This window comes from Streptomyces sp. NPDC060184, from assembly GCF_042728795.1.
Classification (GTDB): domain Bacteria; phylum Actinomycetota; class Actinomycetes; order Streptomycetales; family Streptomycetaceae; genus Streptomyces.
This window is the reverse complement of sequence record NZ_JBHWYX010000038.1, coordinates 64,250-82,930: the sequence shown is the minus strand read 5'-3', so window position 1 is coordinate 82,930 and position 18,681 is coordinate 64,250. Positions and strand designations below refer to the sequence as shown.

The window sequence follows — 18,681 nt, the reverse complement described above, 5'->3', positions numbered from 1 at the left end:
GGGCCGGACACCTGGTGTCCGGCCCCTCTTCCCGTGTGGTGCGCGCCGTCAGGCCCCGGTGAGGGCCTCCGCCGCGGCGATGCCGCAGACGCGGGCGGCGCCGTGCGTCTCCACGTACAGCCCGCCCCTCGGAGCGGAGTACGGCAGGCCCATCTCGACGACCACCGTGTCGGGGCGCGCCGCGAGCAGCGCGTCGACCGCCGCCGCCATCCAGGCGTGCCGGTGGGCGTCGCGGACGACCGCGACCACGCGCCGCTCCCCCGCGGCCCGCAGCACGTCCGCCACCGGGTCCGCGTCGTCGGGCCGGCAGGTCGCGGAGGTGGTGCCGGGCAGCAGCCGCGTCAGCTCGGCGGCCACGCCCCACGGGGTCTCGCCGCCGACGGCGACGTTGGCCACCGGGGTGAAGGCGGCGACGTGGACCGGGGCGCCGAGCCGGGGCCCGTCGCCGGTCACCCGTACCGCCCTGCGGGCCGCGACGAGGCCGACGTTCGCGTCGTACCCGTCGGGCCGTCCGGTCGCGGTGCCGGGCGCGGTCCCCTCCTGCACTGCCGCGCCCGGCGCCGGGACCGCCCCCCTCGCACCGCGCGTCCAGGACGCGAGTGCCCGTACACGTGCGGCGGCGTCGGCGAGCCGCTCCTCCGCCAGCTCCCCGCCGCGCACCGCGGCGACCAGCGCGTCGCGCAGCCGCTCCACCGTGGCGTCGTCCTCCAGCCCGCCGCCGACGCACAGCGCGTCGGCGCCGGCCGCGATCGCGAGGACCGAGCCGCGCTCGATCCCGTACGTCGCCGCGATGGCCTGCATCTCCACCGCGTCGGTGACGATGAGTCCCTCGTACCCGAGTTCGCCGCGGAGCAGACCGGTGAGGATCTGCGGGCTGAGCGTCGCGGGACGGTCGGGGTCGAGCGCGGGGAGCAGGATGTGCGCGCTCATCACCGACTTGGACCCGGCCGCGATGGCGGCCTTGAAGGGCACCAGTTCGCGGGCGTGCAGGGTCTCCAGGTCGACGTCGATCCGCGGCAGCGCGTGGTGCGAGTCGACGGCGGTGTCGCCGTGGCCGGGGAAGTGCTTGGTGCAGGCGGCGACTCCGGCGGCCTGGATGCCCTCGACGTACGCGGCGGTGTGCCGGGCCACCAGGGCGGGGTCGGCGCCGAAGGAGCGTACGCCGATGACCGGGTTGTCCGGGTTGGAGTTGACGTCGCCGGAGGGTGCCCAGTTGAGGTTGACGCCGCACTCGATGAGCCGGCGGCCCAGCTCGTGGGCGACGGCCCGGGTCAGCGCGGTGTCGTCCACCGAGCCGAGGGCGTGGTTGCCGGGGAAGGACGAACCGTCGCGCACCTCCAGGCGGGTGACGTCGCCGCCCTCCTCGTCGATGGCGACCAGCACGTCGTCGCGCTCGGCCCGCAGCTGTGCGGTGAGTGCGGCGAGCTGGACCGGCGAGACGATGTTGCGGCCGAACAGGCCGACGGAGGTGAGCCCTTCGCCGACGCGGCGCAGCAGCCAGTCCGGCGCGGTGGTGCCGGTGAAGCCGGGCTGGAGGACGGCGAGCGCGTCGCGGGTGATGGTGTCGTTGGTGACGAGCGTGGTCATCTGCGTCGTCATCCCTTCACTGCGCCGGAGGTGAGCCCCGTCGCCATGTACTTCTGGACCAGGAGGAAGAAGGCCACCACCGGGATCGCGATCATCGTCGAGGCGGCCATCAGCGCGCCGTAGTCGATGCCGCGGGAGGTGGTGAAGTTCATCAGCCACACGTTGAGGGTGTACTTGTCGTTGTCCTGGAGGACGACGTAGGCGAGGAGGTACTCGTTCCAGGCGGTGATCAGCGAGAAGATCGCCGCGGCGGCCAGCCCTGGGGCGAGCAGCGGGAAGGTGATCCGCCAGAAGGCGCCCATCCGGCTGCAGCCGTCCACCATCGCGGACTCCTCCAGCTCCTGGGGGATGTTGATCACGAAGCCGCGGATCATCCAGGTGGCGAAGGGCAGGGTGGAGACGAGGTAGATGACGATGACGCCCCAGTACTCGTTCAGCCCGCCGAGGTCGTTCAGCTGGATGTAGATGGGGATGAGCATCGCCGTCGGGGGCAGCAGCTGCACGACGAGCAGCACGATCATGAAGAACTTCCGGCCGCGGAACTGGAAGCGGCCGATGGCGAAGGCGGCGATCGTGGCGAGGAGCATGCCGACGACGACGGCGACGCCGCAGACGATGAGGCTGGACTCGATCGCGGTGCCGAAGTTCGGCTGGTCGATGGCGCGGGAGAAGTTGTCGAAGGTGATCGACGTCGGCCACAGCGTCTGGTCGTAGCTGCGGATCTCCGCGTTGGGGCGCAGCGAGCTGATGATCAGCCAGTAGACCGGGAAGGCCATCAGGACGAAGGCGATCAGGCCCAGGACGTTGTAGACGACACGGTTCTTCTTGCGGTCCGGGCGGTAAACCTGGGGGGTGGAGGTGCTCACTCGACCTCTCCGATCTTGAGCAGCTGGCGCAGGTAGTACACGGCGACGCCGGACAGCAGCAGGACCGTGATGAGCGAGATCGCCGCGCCCTGGCTGAACGAGTTGGACTCGAAGGCCTTCTCGAACGAGTAGATGCCGAGGACGGAGTACTCGGGTTCGGGCTTGTTGCCGCGCATCAGGAAGATCTGGCCGAAGACGTTGAAGTCCCAGAGCACGGAGAGCGTGGCGACCATCTGGAAGACCGGCTTGATGACGGGCCAGGTGACGTAGCGGAAGATGCCGGTCACGGTGGCGCCGTCGAGCGAGGCCGCCTCCTCCAGTTCCTTCGGGACCTGGGTGAGTGCCGCGTAGAGCGTGACGGAGACGAAGGGGATGGCTCCCCAGACGACGACCGCGCCGATGATGACGAAGCCCTGCTTGGGGTCGAGGAACCAGTTGTGGCCCTGCGCGTCGATCCCGAGGTACTTGGTCAGCACCATGTTGAGGACGCCGTAGTCGGAGTCGGCGAACCAGCGGAAGATCGAGGTGGCGACCAGCAGCGGCATGGACCAGGCGGCGACCAGTGCCGCGGTCAGCAGCAGGCGCACCCAGGTCGACATGCGCTGCATGATCATGGAGAGCCCGAGGCCGCCGGCCATGGTGACGGCGACGCAGACGACCATGAAGATGATGGTCCGCCAGACGACGTCCCAGAACTCGCCGTCGCCCAGGATGTTGGTGAACTGGTCGAATCCGACCCAGGGAGCGGCCGATCCGGACCACAGTTCACGGCGGCCCACGTCCTGGAAGGACATGATGACCGTCTTGATGAAGGGCCAGACGAAGACGGCGGCGATGGCGACGAACGCCGGGGCTATCAGGAGGTACGGCAGCAGAGCGCCGGCCTTCCGCGGTTTGCGGGTCACGCTCTTCGAGGGCTGGGATGGAGCGCCCTCGGGGGCCCGCGGGACGGACACCGGCGGGTCGGCTGCTTTCATGTCGGCGGCACTCACTGTGCGGGCCTTCCGTTCGGACCAGATACCGGAGCAGCGGGAGTGGCGGCCTCCGAGAGAAGCCACCACCCCCGCGGACGATCGGGCGGGGGCGGTGAGGAAGGCTCACCGCCGCCGCTTCATGAGCCGGGGCTCAGGACTCCTTGTTGATCAGGGAGTCGATCTCCTCGTCGGCCGCCTTGGTGGCGTCGGCGACCGACTTGCCCTTGATGATGTCGAGCAGCATGATCTCGAGCGTTTCCTTCTTCTCGATCGCGGTCCAGCCGGGGGCGATCGGGGTGAACCAGGCGTCCGGCACGGCGTTGGCGATGGCCGCGGTCTCGGGCTTGGCCTTCAGGGGCTCGAGCTGCTTGGTGTTGTTGGGAAGGATGTTCTTCGAGGCCAGGACCTCTTCGGACTTCCCGCTGGTGAAGAGGGAGATCCACTCCTCGCCCAGGTCCTGGATCTTGGACTTGGAGATGGTGGCGAGGTCGGAGCCGCCGATGAAGGACGGGAGGGCCTTGCCGTTCGGGCCGGGCATGCCCGCGGTGCCGATCTTGTCCTTCAGCTTCGGGTTGCCGTTGGCGGCCGAGTCGGTGACGCTGCCTGCCTCCCAGCCGTTGCCGTAGAGGAGGGCGGTCTTCTCGTTGGCCATGACGTTGGCGTGGTCCGCCTCGTCCTTGGTCTTGTCGCCGTGGTTGTACTTGTTGACCAGGTCGACGAACTCCTGGATGCCCTTCTGGGCCTCCGGGGTGGAGAGGGTGGCCTTCCACTCCTTGCTGCCCTCGTCGTACTTGGCGATCTGGCCACCCTCGGCGGCGACGTAGGACATCGCGGCGTACCAGTAGCGGCCCGGCAGGTAGAGCGGCGAGAACGCCTTGTCCTTGCCGTACTTGGCGCCGACCTTGTCGAGCGCGGCGGTCAGCTCGTCCTGGGTGGTGGGCAGGACGTCCGAGCCGGTGCCGGCCTTGAACATGTCCTTGTTGTAGATCGCGACGCGGGCGCCGGCGTAGTAGGGCACGCAGTACTGCTTGCCCTCGAAGGCGCAGGTGTCCTTCAGGCCCTTGATCCAGGTGTCCGAGTTCTCGTACTTCTTCGGGTCGATCTCGCCGAGCGCCCCGTTGAGGATGTACGTCATTGTCTCGGTGTTGCCGAGCTCGACCACGTCCGGGAACTTGTCACCGGCGAGCGCGGCGTCGAGCTTCTTGGTCTTGTCCGCCCAGGTCTGGTACTGGACGTTGACCTTGACGTTCGGGTACTTGGCCGCAAACTGCTTGTTGACGTCCGCGACGAGCTCGGGCCAGGTGCTCTGGGCGTCCGACATCAGCCAGACGGTGAGGGTTTCCTTGCGGTCCTTGGGGTCCTGCGACGACGCCTTGTCGTCGTCCGAGCCACATGCCGCGATCGAGATCATCATGCCCGCGACACCAATGGCCGCGATGAGCTTGCGCTTCACGTCAAACCCTCCTCAGGGATGCTGCAACCCCGCCCACCGCGAAGACATTCGACGAGTACTGCTGGGGCTGGACCTGGTCTTAAATGGTTTAGACCAGCAACCGGAGCTTGGCCTAGACCTTTAGGGGTGTCAAGGGTGTATAAGAAGTGCACTCGCGTCCGTTATAGGACCGACACCTAGGGGCTTTTGATCGAAAGCGCCCACACCTGGATCGCCTGTGGGACGGCGGGCCGACGACACGGCCCGATGGGGAGGTCGACGCCCCCTCGGCCGGGCCGTGCCACCATGTGAGCCGCGAAGTTCGGAGGAGCCGGTGACGGCAGCAGAGCAATCGGAGAGAGGGACCATGAGCGCCGGTGAGGGCAGCCCCGCGGGCGGCACGGGAGCGGGGGTGCGCACCGCGCGCGTACCGAAGTACTACCGGCTCAAGCGCCACCTCCTCGACATGACGGACACCATGCCGCCCGGCACCCCGGTCCCCCCGGAGCGCACCCTCGCGGCCGAGTTCGACACCTCCCGCACCACGGTGCGCCAGGCGCTCCAGGAACTGGTCGTCGAGGGCCGGCTCGAACGCATCCAGGGCAAGGGCACCTTCGTCGCCAAGCCCAAGGTCTCGCAGACGCTCCAACTCACCTCGTACACCGAGGACATGCGGGCCCAGGGCCTCGAACCCACCTCGCAGCTGCTGGACATCGGCTACGTGACCGCGGACCAGGCGCTGGCCGGGCTGCTGGACATCGCGACCGGCGGGCGGGTGCTGCGCATCGAGCGGCTGCGGCTCGCCAGCGGGGAGCCGATGGCCATCGAGACAACCCACCTTTCGGCCAAACGCTTTCCCGCGCTGCGCCGTTCACTGGTGAAGTACACCTCGCTCTACACCGCGCTGGCGGAGGTGTACGACGTCCGGCTCGCGGAGGCCGAGGAGACGATCGAGACCTCGCTCGCCACCCCGCGCGAGGCCGGGCTGCTCGGCACCGACGTGGGCCTGCCCATGCTGATGCTCTCCCGGCACTCCCTGGACGGACGCGGCGAGCCGGTGGAGTGGGTGCGCTCGGTCTACCGGGGCGACCGGTACAAGTTCGTGGCCCGGCTCAGGCGACCGCTGGACTGAAGCCGCCCCCGCCCGAACCGATTCATACTGCACGCATTTCTCGTACCGCCCGTCGCGCCCATATCACCCGCGCGCGGCGCCGATAGAAATTCGTGGCGATCATTTTCAGCCAAGCATGAACCAAAACCGTTCTTCCTCCGTGCCGTTGACGGAAACAGTCCCGTCGCCGGGAAGTCATACGGCCGGTGCGCCCGGCCGGGGCACCGGCCGGGCCCACCGGCGACCCGCGAGGAACGGAGTCAGTCCATGCCAGAAGTTCCAGAGCCCACCCCACCCCCGACAGTGACACCCGCGCGGGTGGTCATCGCGATATGCCTCGCCGCCCCGTTCGTGGCGCTGCTCTGGGTCGGTTCGTACGCCAAGGTCGACCCGACCTTCATCGGCATCCCGTTCTTCTACTGGTACCAGATGCTCTGGGTGATCATCTCGACCGGGCTGACCATGCTCGCGTACACGCTGTGGAAGCGTGACCAGCGCGCCCGCAAGGGGGGTGTCTCCGCATGAAGGACGGCGTGAACGGCGTCGCGCTCGGCGTCTTCATCTTCTTCTTCCTGGCGGTCACCGTGGTCGGCTTCATGGCCGCCCGCTGGCGCCGCGCCGACAACGAGCTGAGCCTGGACGAATGGGGCCTGGGCGGCCGGTCGTTCGGAACCTGGGTCACCTGGTTCCTGCTGGGCGGCGACCTGTACACCGCGTACACCTTCGTCGCCGTCCCGGCGGCGATCTACGGCGCGGGGGCCTCGGGCTTCTTCGCCGTTCCGTACACGATCCTGGTGTACCCGCTGATCTTCACCTTCCTGCCGCGGCTCTGGTCCGTGTCGCACAAGCACGGCTACGTCACCACCTCCGACTTCGTCCGGGGCCGCTTCGGCTCCAAGGGCCTGTCGCTGGCGGTCGCGCTCACCGGCATCCTCGCGACGATGCCGTACATCGCCCTCCAGCTCGTCGGCATCCAGGCCGTGCTGGACGTCATGGGAGTCGGCGGCGGCGAGGACACCAACTGGTTCGTCAAGGACCTGCCCCTGCTGATCGCGTTCGCGGTGCTCGCCGCGTACACCTACTCCTCGGGCCTGCGCGCGCCGGCGCTGATCGCGTTCGTCAAGGACGGGCTGATCTACCTGGTCATCGCGGTGGCGATCATCTACATCCCGATCAAGCTGGGCGGCTTCGACGACATCTTCGCCGGGGCGAGCGCGAAGTTCTCGGCGGCCAACGAGGCGGCGGGCAAACCGGTGGCCGGGATCGTGCCCGGAGTCTCCGGCCAATGGGGTTACGCCACACTGGCGTTGGGCTCGGCACTGGCGCTCTTCATGTACCCGCACTCGATCACGGCGACGCTCTCCAGCCGCAGCCGTGAGGTGATCCGCCGCAACACCACCATCCTGCCGCTGTACTCGCTGATGCTCGGGCTGCTGGCCCTGCTCGGCTTCATGGCCATCGCGGCCGGGGTCAAGGTGGCCAACGGCCAGCTGGCCATCCCGCAGCTCTTCGAGAACATGTTCCCGGACTGGTTCGCCGGGGTGGCCTTCGCCGCCATCGGGATCGGCGCGCTGGTGCCCGCGGCCATCATGTCCATCGCCGCCGCGAACCTCTTCACCCGGAACATCTACAAGGAGTTCCTGAAACCGGACGCGACGCCCGAGCAGGAGACCAAGGTCTCCAAGCTGGTCTCGCTCCTGGTGAAGGTCGGCGCGCTGGTCTTCGTGCTCACCATGGACAAGACCGTGGCCATCAACTTCCAGCTGCTGGGCGGGATCTGGATCCTCCAGACGATGCCGGCGCTGGTCGGCGGGCTCTTCACCCGGTGGTTCCACCGCTGGGCGCTCATCGCGGGCTGGGCGGCCGGCATGCTGTACGGCACCCTCGCCGCGTACGGCGTGGCCTCCCCGACGCAGAAGCACTTCGGCGGCTCGTCGAAGGAGATCCCGGGCATCGGGGAGATCGGCTACATCGGTCTCACGGCCTTCGTGCTGAACGTCGTGGTGGTGGTCGTGGTGACCTTCGTGCTCAACGCGCTCAAGGCCCCGGCGGGCATCGACGAGACCTCGCCGGAGGACTACACGGCCGACGTCGGCGACGAGGGCGTGCAGGCGGAGCTGCCGCCGGCCGTCGTGGGGGCGCCGGGCGGCCACTGACGCGGTCCGGCCGTACCGGACCTCCGTCCGGCAGGGCCCCGCACGGGCGAACCGTCCACCGGGCCGTCGCGTCCTCCCTCCGTGGGAGGGGCGGCGGCCCGGTGGCACACCCGCCCCGCGACCGGACCGCCGCACCCGTACGGAAGGATGTGCCCATGACATCTCGCACCCGGCTGCACGGCCTCTGGCCCGCCCTGCTGGTCCTCACCCTCGCCGGCTGCGGCACCGAGCACGCCGGAGCGGGCGGCGCGTCCCCCACCGCGGACGTACCGGACCACGCCGAGCTGGAGGCGCGGGCGACGGCCCTCCAGACCCGGGCCGATCACGTGTACGTCACCGAGGTGGCCGGATACACCCTGGCGACCCAGTCGGTGGGCGTGCGCGGCGACGACGGCTTCGGCAGCTCCTACACGGACAAGAGCGGGCACGTGATCCAACTCGGCGTGGAGCGCGCCGAGTACTCCCCCGCCGACTGCGGCAAGCAGCCGCCCACCGACGGCACGCCCGACTACACCGTCTGCGAACGCGAGGGCGGGAGCTGGTACAGCGCGACCGCTCTCGGCCACTCCTACGCCCGCGCCGAGGGGGACGTCGTGGTGAAGGTCAGCGCCGAACTCCCCGCCGTGGACCGCGCCACCTTGCGCGAGGCGGCCGAAGCGGCCCACCTGGCGGACGACGCCGAACTCGACAGGATCCTCCCGCCCCTCGGCCGGGCTCCCGGCTCGCAGCCGATCCAGCGCGGCGACCTCCCGCCGGAGGGCGACGGAGCCCCGGAGAACGGGGTGGGCGCGAGCGGTTGAGCCGTTCCCGGGGCCGGGCCGTCCGCCCCGGCGCGCGAGGCGCAGAATGACGGTCATGGACCTGACGATCAGAAGGGCCGAGCCCGGGGAGTACGCGCTCCTCGGCGAGATCACGGCCCAGGCGTACCTCGGTGACGGCCTGTTGGGCCAGGGCGACGACGACCCCTATCTCGCCAGGCTCCGGGACGTGCCCGGCCGGGCCGCCGTGGCGGAGGTGCTGGTCGCCGTGGACGACACCGGCACCGTGCTCGGCGGGGTGACCTACGCCCCGCCCGGCAGCCCCATGTGCGACGTCGCGGCGCCGGACGAGGCGGAGTTCCGCATGCTGGCGGTGGGCAGGGCGGGGCGCGGCCGGGGAGCCGGAGAGGCGCTCGTACGGGCGTGCGCGGCGCGGGCCCGCGCCACCGCCGGGGTCACCGGGCTCGCCCTGTCGACCCAGCCCGCCATGGCCGGGGCACACCGGATCTACCACCGGCTCGGCTTCGTACGCACCCCGGAACGCGACTGGCGGCCGGTGCCGGAGCTGACGCTGCTCACCTACCGGCTGGACCTGGGCGGCGCCTGAGAGGCCCCGGCCCCCGCCCGGCCTCAGGCGCGGAGCGCTTTCCGCAGAGCCGCGGCGAACCCGGCCGGGTGCGTGACCGGGCCGAGGTGCCCGCCGGGGAAGTACAGGGGCTCCTGGCCGATGCGCTCGGCCAGGGCGGCGGCGGAACGGTGGGGCAGCTCGCCGCGGGCGTCCTCGCCGCAGGCGAGCACGAGCCGGTCCGCCACCGCTGCCAGCCGGTGGACGTCGGGGGCGTAGGACATGAAGGCGGGCACGACACGGCCGACGAAGAACGGCAGGCCGGCCATCGTCCGCTCGGCCCTCGCCCCGGTCGGGGGCAAAGGCTCGGCCCGGACCTCCCGCTCCCCGGCCGCGGTGTCCGCGCCGTCGGCCCTCCCGTCCTTCGACAGACCGGCCGCGAACACGGCCATCGCGGGCATCAGTCCCCGGGTGCGGAAGGTCTCCGACACCCGTGCCAGGAAGGCGCGGTGCTCGGCCGCGTCGGGAAGCACCTCCACCACCGGCGGCTCGTGCGCCACCACGCGTTCCACCCGGCCGGGGTGGGCGGTGAGCAGGTGCAGGGCGGCGATCGCGCCCGAGCTGACACCGGCCACGCGGGCCGGCTCGCCCGGAGAGAGCAGTTCCAGCAGCCGCAGGGCGTCGTCGGCGTGCTCGGCCACCCGCTGTTCGGCAGCGGGGTCGTCGAGCGTGCTGCGGCCGATGCCCCGCGGGTCGTGGGCCACGACGGTGTACTCGGCGGCCAGTTCGTCCGCGATGCCGTCGAAGGAGGCGGCCCCGCCCGTCCCTCCGGGCACCAGCAGCAGGAGGGGGCCCCTGCCGCGTACTTCGTAGTGCAGCGACGCGCCGGGGACGCGCAGGGTGCCGGGGACGGGACCGGTCATGAGGGTTCTCCTTCTCGGGATGCGGGCCAGTGCTCCAGGAGGGCGTGCAGGGCGTCGAGGGCGCGCTCCCAGGACTGCTGCGGTGAGCGCCGGTGCGCGAATCCGCCCGTGGCTTCGAGGACGACGAAGCCGTGGAGCGTGCTGCGCAACAGGCGTACCGCGTCGGTCAGATCGGGCTCGGCCAGTCCGTAGGCGCGCAGGACGCCGTAGGTGAGCTCCACCGCGCGGCGGGGCCCGGCGGCCCGGGCGGCCAGTTCGGGGTCGATCCGGACGGCGGCCTGCGTCGCGGCGTAGCGGCCGGGATGCCGGTGGGCGTACGCCCGCCAGGCGTCGGCGAACGCCGTCAGCGCGTCCTTCCCCGCGCGGCCGGAGGTCGCCTCGGCGATGCGGACGGTCTTCTCGTCGGCCGCCAGCAGCGCGATGCGGCCCCGCAGGTCCTCCAGGCCGCGCACGTGCGCGTAGAGGCTCGCGTCCCTGACGCCCAGCCTCCGCGCCACCTGCGCCATCGTCAGCCGGTCGAACCCGGCCTCGTCCGCGAGTTCGGCCCCCGCGAGGGTCACCCGTTCCGCCGTGAGTCCGGCCTTCGCCATGCGTCCACCCTTCCTAGGGGTCCTAGTTTAAGGCTAGGGCTCCTAGGAAGAAACGGGTTTTCCCCTGTCCCCGCGGGCGCCGCGCCCGCTCCCGTACGGGAACACCACCCCGCACCGCCACAACATGTGGGGCGTTCTCGCTGCCCGGCCACCACATGTATGCTCGTCTCGCTGTCGTCGCAGGGGAATCCGGTGCGAATCCGGAACTGTCCCGCAACGGTATGAACCGCGCGTTTGGCGCACCTTCGAGTCCGGCTACCTGCCGACAGCGCGTCCGGCTCACCCGAACCGGACGCCCGTACGTCCGGGCCTCGCGGATGGGCCGGTGGACGCCGTGTGCGGTGCTGCCCGTCTCCAGGTGGCGCGCCCCGCGGCCCTCACCTCCCCCCGCCGGTCCAGAGCCGAGCGAGGGAGAGCACCACCGTGACCATCGCGCCCGCCGATCCGGCGTCCGTGCCCGCAGCCACCGCAGCGACCGAGCCCGTCGACGGCCCCGGGGCCGCGCTGCTGCGCACCCTGACCGCCCTCACCGCGGACCTGCCGGACACCGACCCGGGGAGGGTCGCCGCCGCCGCGCTGCGGGGCCGCAGCGCGCACGCCGACGAGGCGGAACTGCTGACCCTGGCCACCGAGTCGGCGGCCGGTCTGATCGCGGAGGACCCCGCCTACTCGCGGCTCGCGGCCCGGCTGCTCACCCGCACCATCGCCGCCGAGGCGGCCGGTGAGGGCGCGGTGTCGTTCTCCGCGTCGGTCGCCGTCGGCCACCGCGAGGGCCTGATCGCGGACCGTACGGCCGCGTTCGTGGCGCTGCACGCCGAACGGCTCGACGCACTGGTCGCGGGGGCGCTCGCGGACGGCGCCGACGACCGGTTCGGCTACTTCGGCCTGCGCACCCTCTACAGCCGCTACCTGCTGCGCCACCCGCTCACCCGCCGGGTGGTGGAGGTCCCGCAGCACTTCATGCTGCGGGTCGCGGCCGGGCTCGCCGAGGACGACTCGGCGCGGGCGGTGGACGAGGTCGCGGCGCTCTACGGGCTGATGAGCCGGCTGGACTACCTGCCCTCCTCCCCCACGCTCTTCAACTCGGGCACCCGCCACCCGCAGATGTCCTCCTGCTATCTGCTGGACTCCCCGCTGGACGAGCTGGACTCGATCTACGGCCGCTACCACGAGGTGGCGCGGCTCTCGAAGCACGCGGGCGGCATCGGTCTGTCGTTCTCGCGCATCCGCTCGCGCGGTTCGCTGATCCGGGGCACCAACGGGCTCTCCAACGGCATCGTGCCGTTCATGAAGACGCTGGACGCCTCCGTCGCGGCCGTCAACCAGGGCGGGCGGCGCAAGGGTGCCGCCGCGGTGTACCTGGAGACCTGGCACGCGGACATCGAGGAGTTCCTGGAGCTGCGCGACAACACCGGTGAGGACCAGCGGCGTACGCACAACCTGAACCTGGCGCACTGGATCCCCGACGAGTTCATGCGCCGGGTCGACGCCGACTCCGCCTGGTCGCTCTTCTCGCCCGCCGACGTGCCCGAGCTGGTCGACCTGTGGGGCGACGCGTTCGACACCGCCTACCGGGCCGCCGAGGCGAAGGGCCTGGCCCGCCGGACGATCCCCGCGCGCGAGTTGTACGGCCGGATGATGCGGACCCTGGCGCAGACCGGCCAGGGCTGGATGACCTTCAAGGACGCCTCCAACCGGACCGCGAACCAGACCGCCGTACCGGGCCGGGTCGTGCACTCCTCGAACCTCTGCACGGAGATCCTGGAGGTCACCGAGGACGGCGAGACCGCCGTGTGCAACCTCGGCTCGGTCAACCTGGGCGCCTTCGTGGCGGACGGGACGATCGACTGGGAGCGGCTGGACGCCACCGTGCGCACTGCCGTGACCTTCCTGGACCGGGTCGTCGACATCAACTTCTACCCGACCGAGCAGTCCGGCCGGTCCAACACCCGCTGGCGGCCGGTGGGTCTGGGCGCGATGGGCCTGCAGGACGTCTTCTTCCAGCTGCGGCTGCCGTTCGACTCCGCCGAGGCCCGCGAGCTCTCCACCCGCATCTCCGAGCGGATCATGCTCGCCGCGTACGAGGCCTCCTGCGACCTCGCCGAGAAGTCGGGCCCGCTGCCCGCGTGGAGCGAGACCCGTGCCGCGCGCGGGGTGCTCCACCCGGACCACTACGACACGGCGCCGGCCTGGCCGGAGCGGTGGGAGGCGCTGCGCGCCCGGATCGCGAAGACCGGGATGCGCAACTCGCTGCTGCTCGCCATCGCGCCGACCGCGACCATCGCCTCGATCGCCGGGGTGTACGAGTGCATCGAGCCGCAGGTCTCCAACCTCTTCAAGCGCGAGACGCTCAGCGGTGAGTTCCTCCAGGTCAACGCGTACCTGGTGGACGAGCTGAAGCGGCTCGGCGTGTGGGACGCGCGGACCCGTGAGGCGCTGCGCGACGCGAGCGGTTCGGTGCAGGGCTTCGGCTGGATCCCGGCGGACGTGCGCGCGCTGTACCGCACCGCGTGGGAGATCCCGCAGCGCGGCCTGATCGACATGGCGGCGGCCCGTACGCCGTACCTCGACCAGAGCCAGTCGCTCAACCTGTTCCTGGAGACGCCGACCATCGGGAAGCTCTCCTCGATGTACGCGTACGCCTGGAAGCAGGGGCTGAAGACGACGTACTACCTGCGTTCGCGCCCGGCGACCCGGATCGCCCGTGCCGCCTCCGGCACCGCGAAGGCCGCCGCCCCCGCCCCTTCCACCGTTCCCGTGCAGCAGGCGTACTCCGACGCGGAGGCCCTCGCCTGCTCCCTCGAAAACCCCGAGTCCTGCGAGGCCTGCCAGTAATGAGCACCACCGACCCCACCCTCGAGAAGAACCTGCTCGACCCGGGCTTCGAGCTGACCCTGCGCCCCATGCGCTACCCGGACTTCTACGAGCGCTACCGGGACGCGATCAAGAACACCTGGACCGTGGAGGAGGTCGACCTCCACTCCGACGTGGCCGACCTCGCCAAGCTGTCGCCGGGCGAGCAGCACATGATCGGCCGGCTGGTGGCGTTCTTCGCCACGGGCGACTCGATCGTCTCCAACAACCTGGTGCTGACGCTGTACAAGCACATCAACTCCCCCGAGGCGCGGCTGTACCTGTCGCGGCAGCTGTTCGAGGAGGCCGTGCACGTCCAGTTCTATCTGACGCTGCTCGACACCTACCTGCCCGATCCGGACGACCGGGCCGCCGCGTTCGACGCGGTGGAGGAGATCCCGTCGATCCGCGAGAAGGCGCAGTTCTGCTTCCGCTGGATGGACTCGGTCGAGAAGATCGAGCGGCTGGAGACCAAGGCCGACCGCCGCCGGTTCCTGCTGAACCTGATCTGCTTCGCCGCCTGCATCGAGGGGCTGTTCTTCTACGGCGCGTTCGCGTACGTCTACTGGTTCCGCTCGCGCGGTCTGCTGCACGGTCTCGCCACGGGCACCAACTGGGTGTTCCGGGACGAGACGATGCACATGAACTTCGCCTTCGAGGTCGTGGACACCGTCCGCAAGGAGGAGCCGGACCTCTTCGACGACGAACTCCGGCAGCAGGTCACCGACATGCTGAAGGAGGCCGTGGAGGCGGAGCTCCAGTTCGGCCGCGACCTGTGCGGCGACGGTCTGCCGGGCATGAACACCGAGTCGATGCGCCAGTACCTGGAGTGCGTCGCCGACCAGCGGCTCACCCGGCTGGGCTTCCCGGCGCTGTACGGCTCCGAGAACCCGTTCTCGTTCATGGAGCTCCAGGGCGTGCAGGAGCTGACGAACTTCTTCGAGCGGCGCCCGTCCGCCTACCAGGTCGCGGTGGAGGGCACGGTCGGCTTCGACGACGACTTCTAGAAGCAGGCCCGGCCGGCTTTCAGCGGTCGGCCGGCCGGGCCGGAACGGCGGCGGGCACTCCCGGAAAGGGGTGCCCGCCGCCGCGTGTTCAGCGCTCCGTCGAAGCACGTACCTCGGCGAACCGGGCCCGCGCCGGCTCCGCTCCCGGCGGGGCCCAGAGCGCGGTGACCTCACCGTGCAGCGGTCCCGCGTCGCCCTTGGCCTCCTCCGCGTCGCCCCGCAGCGCCCGGACCACCCGCAGGGTCCAGCTTCCGGATCCGGCGGGGTCGGCCAGCAGGACGTCGGTGCCGTACATCCCGCTCCGTACGCTCTCGACGGCCGCGCCCTCGGGGATGTCGTCGCCCATGAACCGGCTGTGCACGGTGGGGTCGGCGGTGTCCGACTCGCTCTGCGCCTGCGGTTCGGCGCGGCCGTGGAGCAGCGCGAGGAGCCGTTCGGTCAGCACGGGGTCGTGGGCCCCGTCGTAGACCCAGCGCGTGCCCAGCACCCCGTGTTCGCTGGTGCCGATCAGGGCGGCGGCCCCGGCCCCTTCGAGCGGGGCTCCCCGGTAGGTGACGGGCACGTGGTACGGCACCGGGCGGCCCGCCGAGGCGTCGGTGACCACCATGAACTCGATGCCCACCTCGCCCTCGGGGTCGTCGAGCCGGAAGCCGCCGGCCTTCGCGAGGTCGGGGGCGCCGCCACCCGCGTACCAGGGCTGGGACGGCAACCAGGCGGCGAGCAGGTCGAGCTTGCCGGGGTTCAGGGTGGTGCGGTGGATGACAGCCATGTTCTCTCTCTTGTCCGTGGGTGGGCCGGTCGGGCCGGGGCGCCCGTCCGCCGGGCCGGGGCCCCGGCTCCCATGATCGCCCCGCGCCGCCCCTCCGGACCGGGTCGGCGCGATGGCCTCAGATCCGCGCCCAGGACCGCACGTACGGGCGCCGGGCGGCGGGCCGGGTCCGGCCGGTCGTGGACGTGTCCGGTGGGGCGGCGCGATGGGCGTCGCGGTCGATCGCGGCGGCGCGCAGTTCGCGGTCGATGCGGCGCTCCCGGGCGAACCCGAGGAGGGCGGGGAGCAGGACGAGGGCGGCGAGGACGGTGACACCGAGGACGTTCAGGAGTGTGTTCATGGCTCCACTCTGTCCGCGGGGACGCGATCCGGGCAGTGGCAGGACTGTCACCGAACATCGAATTGCTGCCACACTGTCTCCATGCTGAAAAACGTCGCCGCCCTGCTGCTGGACGAGGTGCACCCCTTCGAACTCGGCGTCCTGTGCGAGGTGTTCGGCCTCGACCGCAGCGAGGAGGGCCTGCCGGTGCACGATTTCGCGGTGGTGTCGGCCGAGGGCCCGACGCTGCGCACCCACGCCGGCTTCTCCATCACCACCGAGCACGGCCTGGAACGGCTGGAGGAGGCCGACCTGATCGCCGTACCGGCCGGCAGCCACTTCGTCGCCCGGGAGTACCCGAGCGAGGTCCTGGACGCGCTGCGCCGGGCCGTGGACCGCGGCGCGCGGGTGCTGTCCGTCTGCTCCGGCGCGTTCGTCCTCGGGGCGGCGGGGCTGCTGGACGGCCGCCGCTGCACCACCCACTGGCGCCACTCCGACGAGCTGGGCCGGCGCTTCCCGCTGGCCCGGGTGGAGCCGGACGTGCTCTACGTCGACGAGGGCCAGGTGATCACCTCGGCCGGGACGGCCGCCGGTGTCGACGCCTGCCTGCACCTGGTGCGCAAGGAGTTCGGCCAGGACGTGGCCAACTCCATCGCCCGCCGCATGGTGGTCCCCCCGCACCGGGACGGCGGTCAGGCGCAGTACGTGAAGCGCCCGCTTCCGCGCACCCCGTGCGACACCGTCGGGGACACCCTGGCGTGGATGGAGAACCATCTCGACCAGGAGATGACCGTCGACCAGCTCGCGGCTCTCGCGCACATGTCGCCCCGCACCTACGCGCGCCGCTTCCAACAGGAGACGGGCACGACGCCGTACCGCTGGCTGCTGCGGCAGCGGGTGCTGCTGGCCCAGCACCTGCTGGAGACCTCGGACGACACCATGGAGTCCATCGCCGGGCGGACCGGCTTCGGCAACGCGGCGGCCCTGCGCCACCAGTTCGTCCGCTCGCTGGGCACGACCCCCCATGCCTACCGGCGCACCTTCCGGGGGCCGTCCGAGGTGCCGGAGGAGATCGGGGCGGTCTGAAGACGGGGGCGGACCCGCGGCGGCGAGCCGCGGGTCCGCCCCGGGCGCGGTCAGATGCCGCAGCTGCGGGCCGACCAGAAGTGGCTCGGGCCCTGGTTCACGTGCACGTGGTCACCGTGGTCCGGGTACCCCGGGCCGAGGATCCCGTTGAAGCCGTGGTTGCGGGCCTGGAGCGCCATGGTGCAGAGCGAGTGCGCCCCGACCCCGAGGTCGACCGCGTCGCCGTAGAGATGGCGGCTGCCCGAGGCGCCGCCCACCGCCGAGTTGCAGGAGGTGGACCGGAAGCCGCTGGTGACGCGGATCGGCTGGTCGCCCAGGGCGTGCCGCAGCGCCTCCAGCTTCCACATGCTGGAGAGGGCGTTGGCCTTGGCCGTCCCGGCCGCGACCGCCCCGCCCGCCCAGGTGCTGTTGCAGGTGTTCAGCTCCGGGTACGTGAAGTGGATCGGGGTGCAGTCGTCGTCCTGGAGCGCGTAGATCTTGGCCTGGGTGGCCGGTCCGGCGATGCCGTCGGCGGTGAGGCCGTACGCGGCCTGGAAGCGCTTGACGGCGGCGGTGGTGGCGGGGCCGTACGAGCCGTCGATGGCGAGCACCGCGTTGTACCCGGGGTATCCGGCGACCCGGATCTGGAGCTGGGTGACGTCGTTGCCGGTGGCGCCGGAGGACAGGGTGCGGGTGAAGGTGAAACAGCCGTCCGCGTGGGCGGTACCGGCCGTGAGCACGGCCCCGCCCCACGCTAGTGAGATGGTCATGACAAATCCGAGCAGGACGCGCGCGGTACGCCTGAGCATGTGGGGTGCTCCCTCTCGCGGTGGAATGTGACGCGCGTCGAACGTGACGCGCGGTGGACCGTGGCATGCCGCGGAACGTGACGCGCGGTGGAACGCGGCATGCGACCGAACGTGGGAGCGAGCCTGTCGCAGTGGGTCGACGCGCGTCAACTCCCCTCAGAAAAAGGCTGATTGACGACCACGGCAACAAAAAGGGCCCGCCCGCCGGGACGGTGTCCGGCTGACGGGCCCTCGCGCCGCGCAGCGCGGTGCGGGATCAGGCGTTGGGGACGGTCTCGTAGCGGGGGGTGCCCTCGGCCATCTGCTTCAGCGCGTCCTTGCGGTCCCGCTTCGACAGCCGGTCGATGTAGAGGTAGCCGTACAGGTGGTCCGTCTCGTGCTGGAGGCAGCGCGCGAAGTAGCCGGTGCCCCGCACCTTGATCGGGTTGCCCCGCGCGTCCCGGCCGCTCACCACGGCGTAGTCCGGGCGGGCCAGCTCGGCGTAGGCCGTCGGGACCGACAGGCAGCCCTCGTTGGAGTCGTCCAGCACCCGGGCCTCCGGAGGCAGCTCCTCCAGGACCGGGTTGACGACGACGCCCACGTGCCGCACCCCGTCGTCGTCCGGGCAGTCGTAGACGAAAACCTTCTGGTCCACGCCGATCTGGTTCGCGGCCAGGCCCACGCCCTCGGCGGTCCGCTGGCTGGCGAACATGTCGTCGATCAGCCGCGCCAGCTCGTCGCCGAACTCCGTGACGTCCTGGCACTCCTTGTGCAGGACCGGGTTGCCCACGACCGTGATCGGACGGGAGGTCCCGCGCTCGCGGTACGCCGCCTCACGCTCCTCGCAGTCCTCCGTGTCCACGACGAAACCCTCGTCGTCCACGCCGATCCGCTCGTCCGTCTCCTGCTGCGACATGT

At 71.0% G+C, this 18,681-nt stretch carries 18 protein-coding genes and 1 riboswitch; of the genes, 8 read left to right on the top strand and 10 right to left on the bottom strand.

The features are described from left to right. Positions 1 to 48: 48 nt before the first annotated feature. The 4 genes from ACFWEE_RS24115 to ACFWEE_RS24100 all read right to left on the bottom strand — a co-directional run bounded on the left by ACFWEE_RS24115 (position 49) and on the right by ACFWEE_RS24100 (position 4,880). Positions 49 to 1,587 (bottom strand): glycoside hydrolase family 3 protein, encoded by a 1,539-nt coding sequence (locus tag ACFWEE_RS24115; RefSeq protein ID WP_386892025.1) that lies wholly within the window; start codon positions 1,585 to 1,587, stop codon positions 49 to 51. A gap of 8 nt (positions 1,588 to 1,595) precedes the next feature. Further along, complete coding sequence (locus tag ACFWEE_RS24110; RefSeq protein WP_386892015.1) at positions 1,596 to 2,453, bottom strand: carbohydrate ABC transporter permease; 858 nt, start codon at positions 2,451 to 2,453, stop codon at positions 1,596 to 1,598. Next, positions 2,450 to 3,445: a carbohydrate ABC transporter permease gene (locus tag ACFWEE_RS24105; RefSeq protein ID WP_386892013.1), complete on the bottom strand. Its 996-nt coding sequence runs from the start codon at positions 3,443 to 3,445 to the stop codon at positions 2,450 to 2,452. The genes ACFWEE_RS24110 and ACFWEE_RS24105 overlap by 4 nt, the downstream gene beginning before the upstream one ends. 133 nt (positions 3,446 to 3,578) lie before the next feature. Next, the gene (locus ACFWEE_RS24100; RefSeq protein WP_386892011.1) at positions 3,579 to 4,880 is read right to left on the bottom strand and encodes a sugar ABC transporter substrate-binding protein; all 1,302 of its coding nucleotides are present in this window, start codon (positions 4,878 to 4,880) and stop codon (positions 3,579 to 3,581) included. Positions 4,881 to 5,226: 346 nt separating this feature from the next. Between ACFWEE_RS24100 and ACFWEE_RS24095 the strand changes: the two genes are divergently transcribed. The 5 genes from ACFWEE_RS24095 to ACFWEE_RS24075 all read left to right on the top strand — a co-directional run bounded on the left by ACFWEE_RS24095 (position 5,227) and on the right by ACFWEE_RS24075 (position 9,491). Continuing rightward, on the top strand, positions 5,227 to 5,991 hold the full coding sequence (locus tag ACFWEE_RS24095; protein ID WP_386892009.1) for a GntR family transcriptional regulator: 765 nt from the start codon (positions 5,227 to 5,229) through the stop codon (positions 5,989 to 5,991). Positions 5,992 to 6,237: 246 nt separating this feature from the next. Continuing rightward, a complete protein-coding gene (locus tag ACFWEE_RS24090; protein WP_386892007.1) occupies positions 6,238 to 6,495 on the top strand; it encodes a DUF3311 domain-containing protein in 258 nt (85 codons plus the stop codon). Further along, positions 6,492 to 8,126 (top strand): monocarboxylate uptake permease MctP, encoded by a 1,635-nt coding sequence (gene mctP, locus ACFWEE_RS24085; protein WP_386892005.1) that lies wholly within the window; start codon positions 6,492 to 6,494, stop codon positions 8,124 to 8,126. Before ACFWEE_RS24090 ends, mctP begins: the two co-directional genes overlap by 4 nt. A 155-nt stretch (positions 8,127 to 8,281) precedes the next feature. Beyond that, positions 8,282 to 8,926: a hypothetical protein gene (locus tag ACFWEE_RS24080; protein WP_386892004.1), complete on the top strand. Its 645-nt coding sequence runs from the start codon at positions 8,282 to 8,284 to the stop codon at positions 8,924 to 8,926. A gap of 55 nt (positions 8,927 to 8,981) precedes the next feature. Further along, complete coding sequence (locus ACFWEE_RS24075; protein ID WP_386892002.1) at positions 8,982 to 9,491, top strand: GNAT family N-acetyltransferase; 510 nt, start codon at positions 8,982 to 8,984, stop codon at positions 9,489 to 9,491. A 23-nt stretch (positions 9,492 to 9,514) separates the two neighbouring features. On the opposite strand, the gene ACFWEE_RS24070 is transcribed toward ACFWEE_RS24075, so the two are convergent. Both ACFWEE_RS24070 and ACFWEE_RS24065 read right to left on the bottom strand, forming a co-directional pair. Next, complete coding sequence (locus ACFWEE_RS24070) at positions 9,515 to 10,372, bottom strand: alpha/beta fold hydrolase (protein ID WP_386892000.1); 858 nt, start codon at positions 10,370 to 10,372, stop codon at positions 9,515 to 9,517. Continuing rightward, complete coding sequence (locus ACFWEE_RS24065; protein ID WP_386891999.1) at positions 10,369 to 10,962, bottom strand: TetR/AcrR family transcriptional regulator; 594 nt, start codon at positions 10,960 to 10,962, stop codon at positions 10,369 to 10,371. Before ACFWEE_RS24065 ends, ACFWEE_RS24070 begins: the two co-directional genes overlap by 4 nt. 142 nt (positions 10,963 to 11,104) lie before the next feature. Continuing rightward, positions 11,105 to 11,244: riboswitch (cobalamin riboswitch) on the top strand. A 141-nt stretch (positions 11,245 to 11,385) separates the two neighbouring features. Between ACFWEE_RS24065 and ACFWEE_RS24060 the strand changes: the two genes are divergently transcribed. Both ACFWEE_RS24060 and ACFWEE_RS24055 read left to right on the top strand, forming a co-directional pair. Continuing rightward, positions 11,386 to 13,797 (top strand): ribonucleoside-diphosphate reductase subunit alpha, encoded by a 2,412-nt coding sequence (locus ACFWEE_RS24060; protein WP_386891997.1) that lies wholly within the window; start codon positions 11,386 to 11,388, stop codon positions 13,795 to 13,797. Beyond that, positions 13,797 to 14,822: a ribonucleotide-diphosphate reductase subunit beta gene (locus ACFWEE_RS24055; RefSeq protein ID WP_386891995.1), complete on the top strand. Its 1,026-nt coding sequence runs from the start codon at positions 13,797 to 13,799 to the stop codon at positions 14,820 to 14,822. Before ACFWEE_RS24060 ends, ACFWEE_RS24055 begins: the two co-directional genes overlap by 1 nt. 88 nt (positions 14,823 to 14,910) lie before the next feature. Here the strand turns inward: ACFWEE_RS24055 and ACFWEE_RS24050 are convergent, their stop codons facing one another. Together ACFWEE_RS24050 and ACFWEE_RS24045 are read right to left on the bottom strand one after the other, a co-directional pair. Then, the gene (locus ACFWEE_RS24050; protein ID WP_386891993.1) at positions 14,911 to 15,591 is read right to left on the bottom strand and encodes a 1,4-alpha-glucan branching protein; all 681 of its coding nucleotides are present in this window, start codon (positions 15,589 to 15,591) and stop codon (positions 14,911 to 14,913) included. Positions 15,592 to 15,709: 118 nt separating this feature from the next. Beyond that, entirely contained in the window at positions 15,710 to 15,931 is a 222-nt protein-coding gene (locus ACFWEE_RS24045) for a hypothetical protein (RefSeq protein WP_386891992.1), read from the bottom strand. Positions 15,932 to 16,012: 81 nt separating this feature from the next. Between ACFWEE_RS24045 and ACFWEE_RS24040 the strand changes: the two genes are divergently transcribed. Next, positions 16,013 to 16,996 (top strand): helix-turn-helix domain-containing protein, encoded by a 984-nt coding sequence (locus ACFWEE_RS24040; protein ID WP_386891990.1) that lies wholly within the window; start codon positions 16,013 to 16,015, stop codon positions 16,994 to 16,996. Between the two features lie 50 nt (positions 16,997 to 17,046). On the opposite strand, the gene ACFWEE_RS24035 is transcribed toward ACFWEE_RS24040, so the two are convergent. Next, the gene (locus ACFWEE_RS24035; protein ID WP_386891989.1) at positions 17,047 to 17,784 is read right to left on the bottom strand and encodes a D-Ala-D-Ala carboxypeptidase family metallohydrolase; all 738 of its coding nucleotides are present in this window, start codon (positions 17,782 to 17,784) and stop codon (positions 17,047 to 17,049) included. A 256-nt stretch (positions 17,785 to 18,040) separates the two neighbouring features. After that, entirely contained in the window at positions 18,041 to 18,679 is a 639-nt protein-coding gene (def, locus tag ACFWEE_RS24030; protein ID WP_266708923.1) for a peptide deformylase, read from the bottom strand. Between the last annotated feature and the right edge of the window lie 2 nt (positions 18,680 to 18,681).

What these genes read in the sequence shown, in the direction of transcription:
- ACFWEE_RS24115 (WP_386892025.1), bottom strand. Translation starts at nt 1,587, where the DNA reads ATGACCACGCTCGTCACCAACGACACCATCACCCGCGACGCGCTCGCC.
- ACFWEE_RS24095 (WP_386892009.1), top strand. Translation starts at nt 5,227, where the DNA reads ATGAGCGCCGGTGAGGGCAGCCCCGCGGGCGGCACGGGAGCGGGGGTG.
- ACFWEE_RS24090 (WP_386892007.1), top strand. Translation starts at nt 6,238, where the DNA reads ATGCCAGAAGTTCCAGAGCCCACCCCACCCCCGACAGTGACACCCGCG.
- mctP (WP_386892005.1), top strand. Translation starts at nt 6,492, where the DNA reads ATGAAGGACGGCGTGAACGGCGTCGCGCTCGGCGTCTTCATCTTCTTC.
- ACFWEE_RS24080 (WP_386892004.1), top strand. Translation starts at nt 8,282, where the DNA reads ATGACATCTCGCACCCGGCTGCACGGCCTCTGGCCCGCCCTGCTGGTC.
- ACFWEE_RS24075 (WP_386892002.1), top strand. Translation starts at nt 8,982, where the DNA reads ATGGACCTGACGATCAGAAGGGCCGAGCCCGGGGAGTACGCGCTCCTC.
- ACFWEE_RS24070 (WP_386892000.1), bottom strand. Translation starts at nt 10,372, where the DNA reads ATGACCGGTCCCGTCCCCGGCACCCTGCGCGTCCCCGGCGCGTCGCTG.
- ACFWEE_RS24065 (WP_386891999.1), bottom strand. Translation starts at nt 10,962, where the DNA reads ATGGCGAAGGCCGGACTCACGGCGGAACGGGTGACCCTCGCGGGGGCC.
- ACFWEE_RS24055 (WP_386891995.1), top strand. Translation starts at nt 13,797, where the DNA reads ATGAGCACCACCGACCCCACCCTCGAGAAGAACCTGCTCGACCCGGGC.
- ACFWEE_RS24050 (WP_386891993.1), bottom strand. Translation starts at nt 15,591, where the DNA reads ATGGCTGTCATCCACCGCACCACCCTGAACCCCGGCAAGCTCGACCTG.
- ACFWEE_RS24045 (WP_386891992.1), bottom strand. Translation starts at nt 15,931, where the DNA reads ATGAACACACTCCTGAACGTCCTCGGTGTCACCGTCCTCGCCGCCCTC.
- ACFWEE_RS24040 (WP_386891990.1), top strand. Translation starts at nt 16,013, where the DNA reads ATGCTGAAAAACGTCGCCGCCCTGCTGCTGGACGAGGTGCACCCCTTC.
- ACFWEE_RS24035 (WP_386891989.1), bottom strand. Translation starts at nt 17,784, where the DNA reads ATGCTCAGGCGTACCGCGCGCGTCCTGCTCGGATTTGTCATGACCATC.
- def (WP_266708923.1), bottom strand. Translation starts at nt 18,679, where the DNA reads ATGTCGCAGCAGGAGACGGACGAGCGGATCGGCGTGGACGACGAGGGT.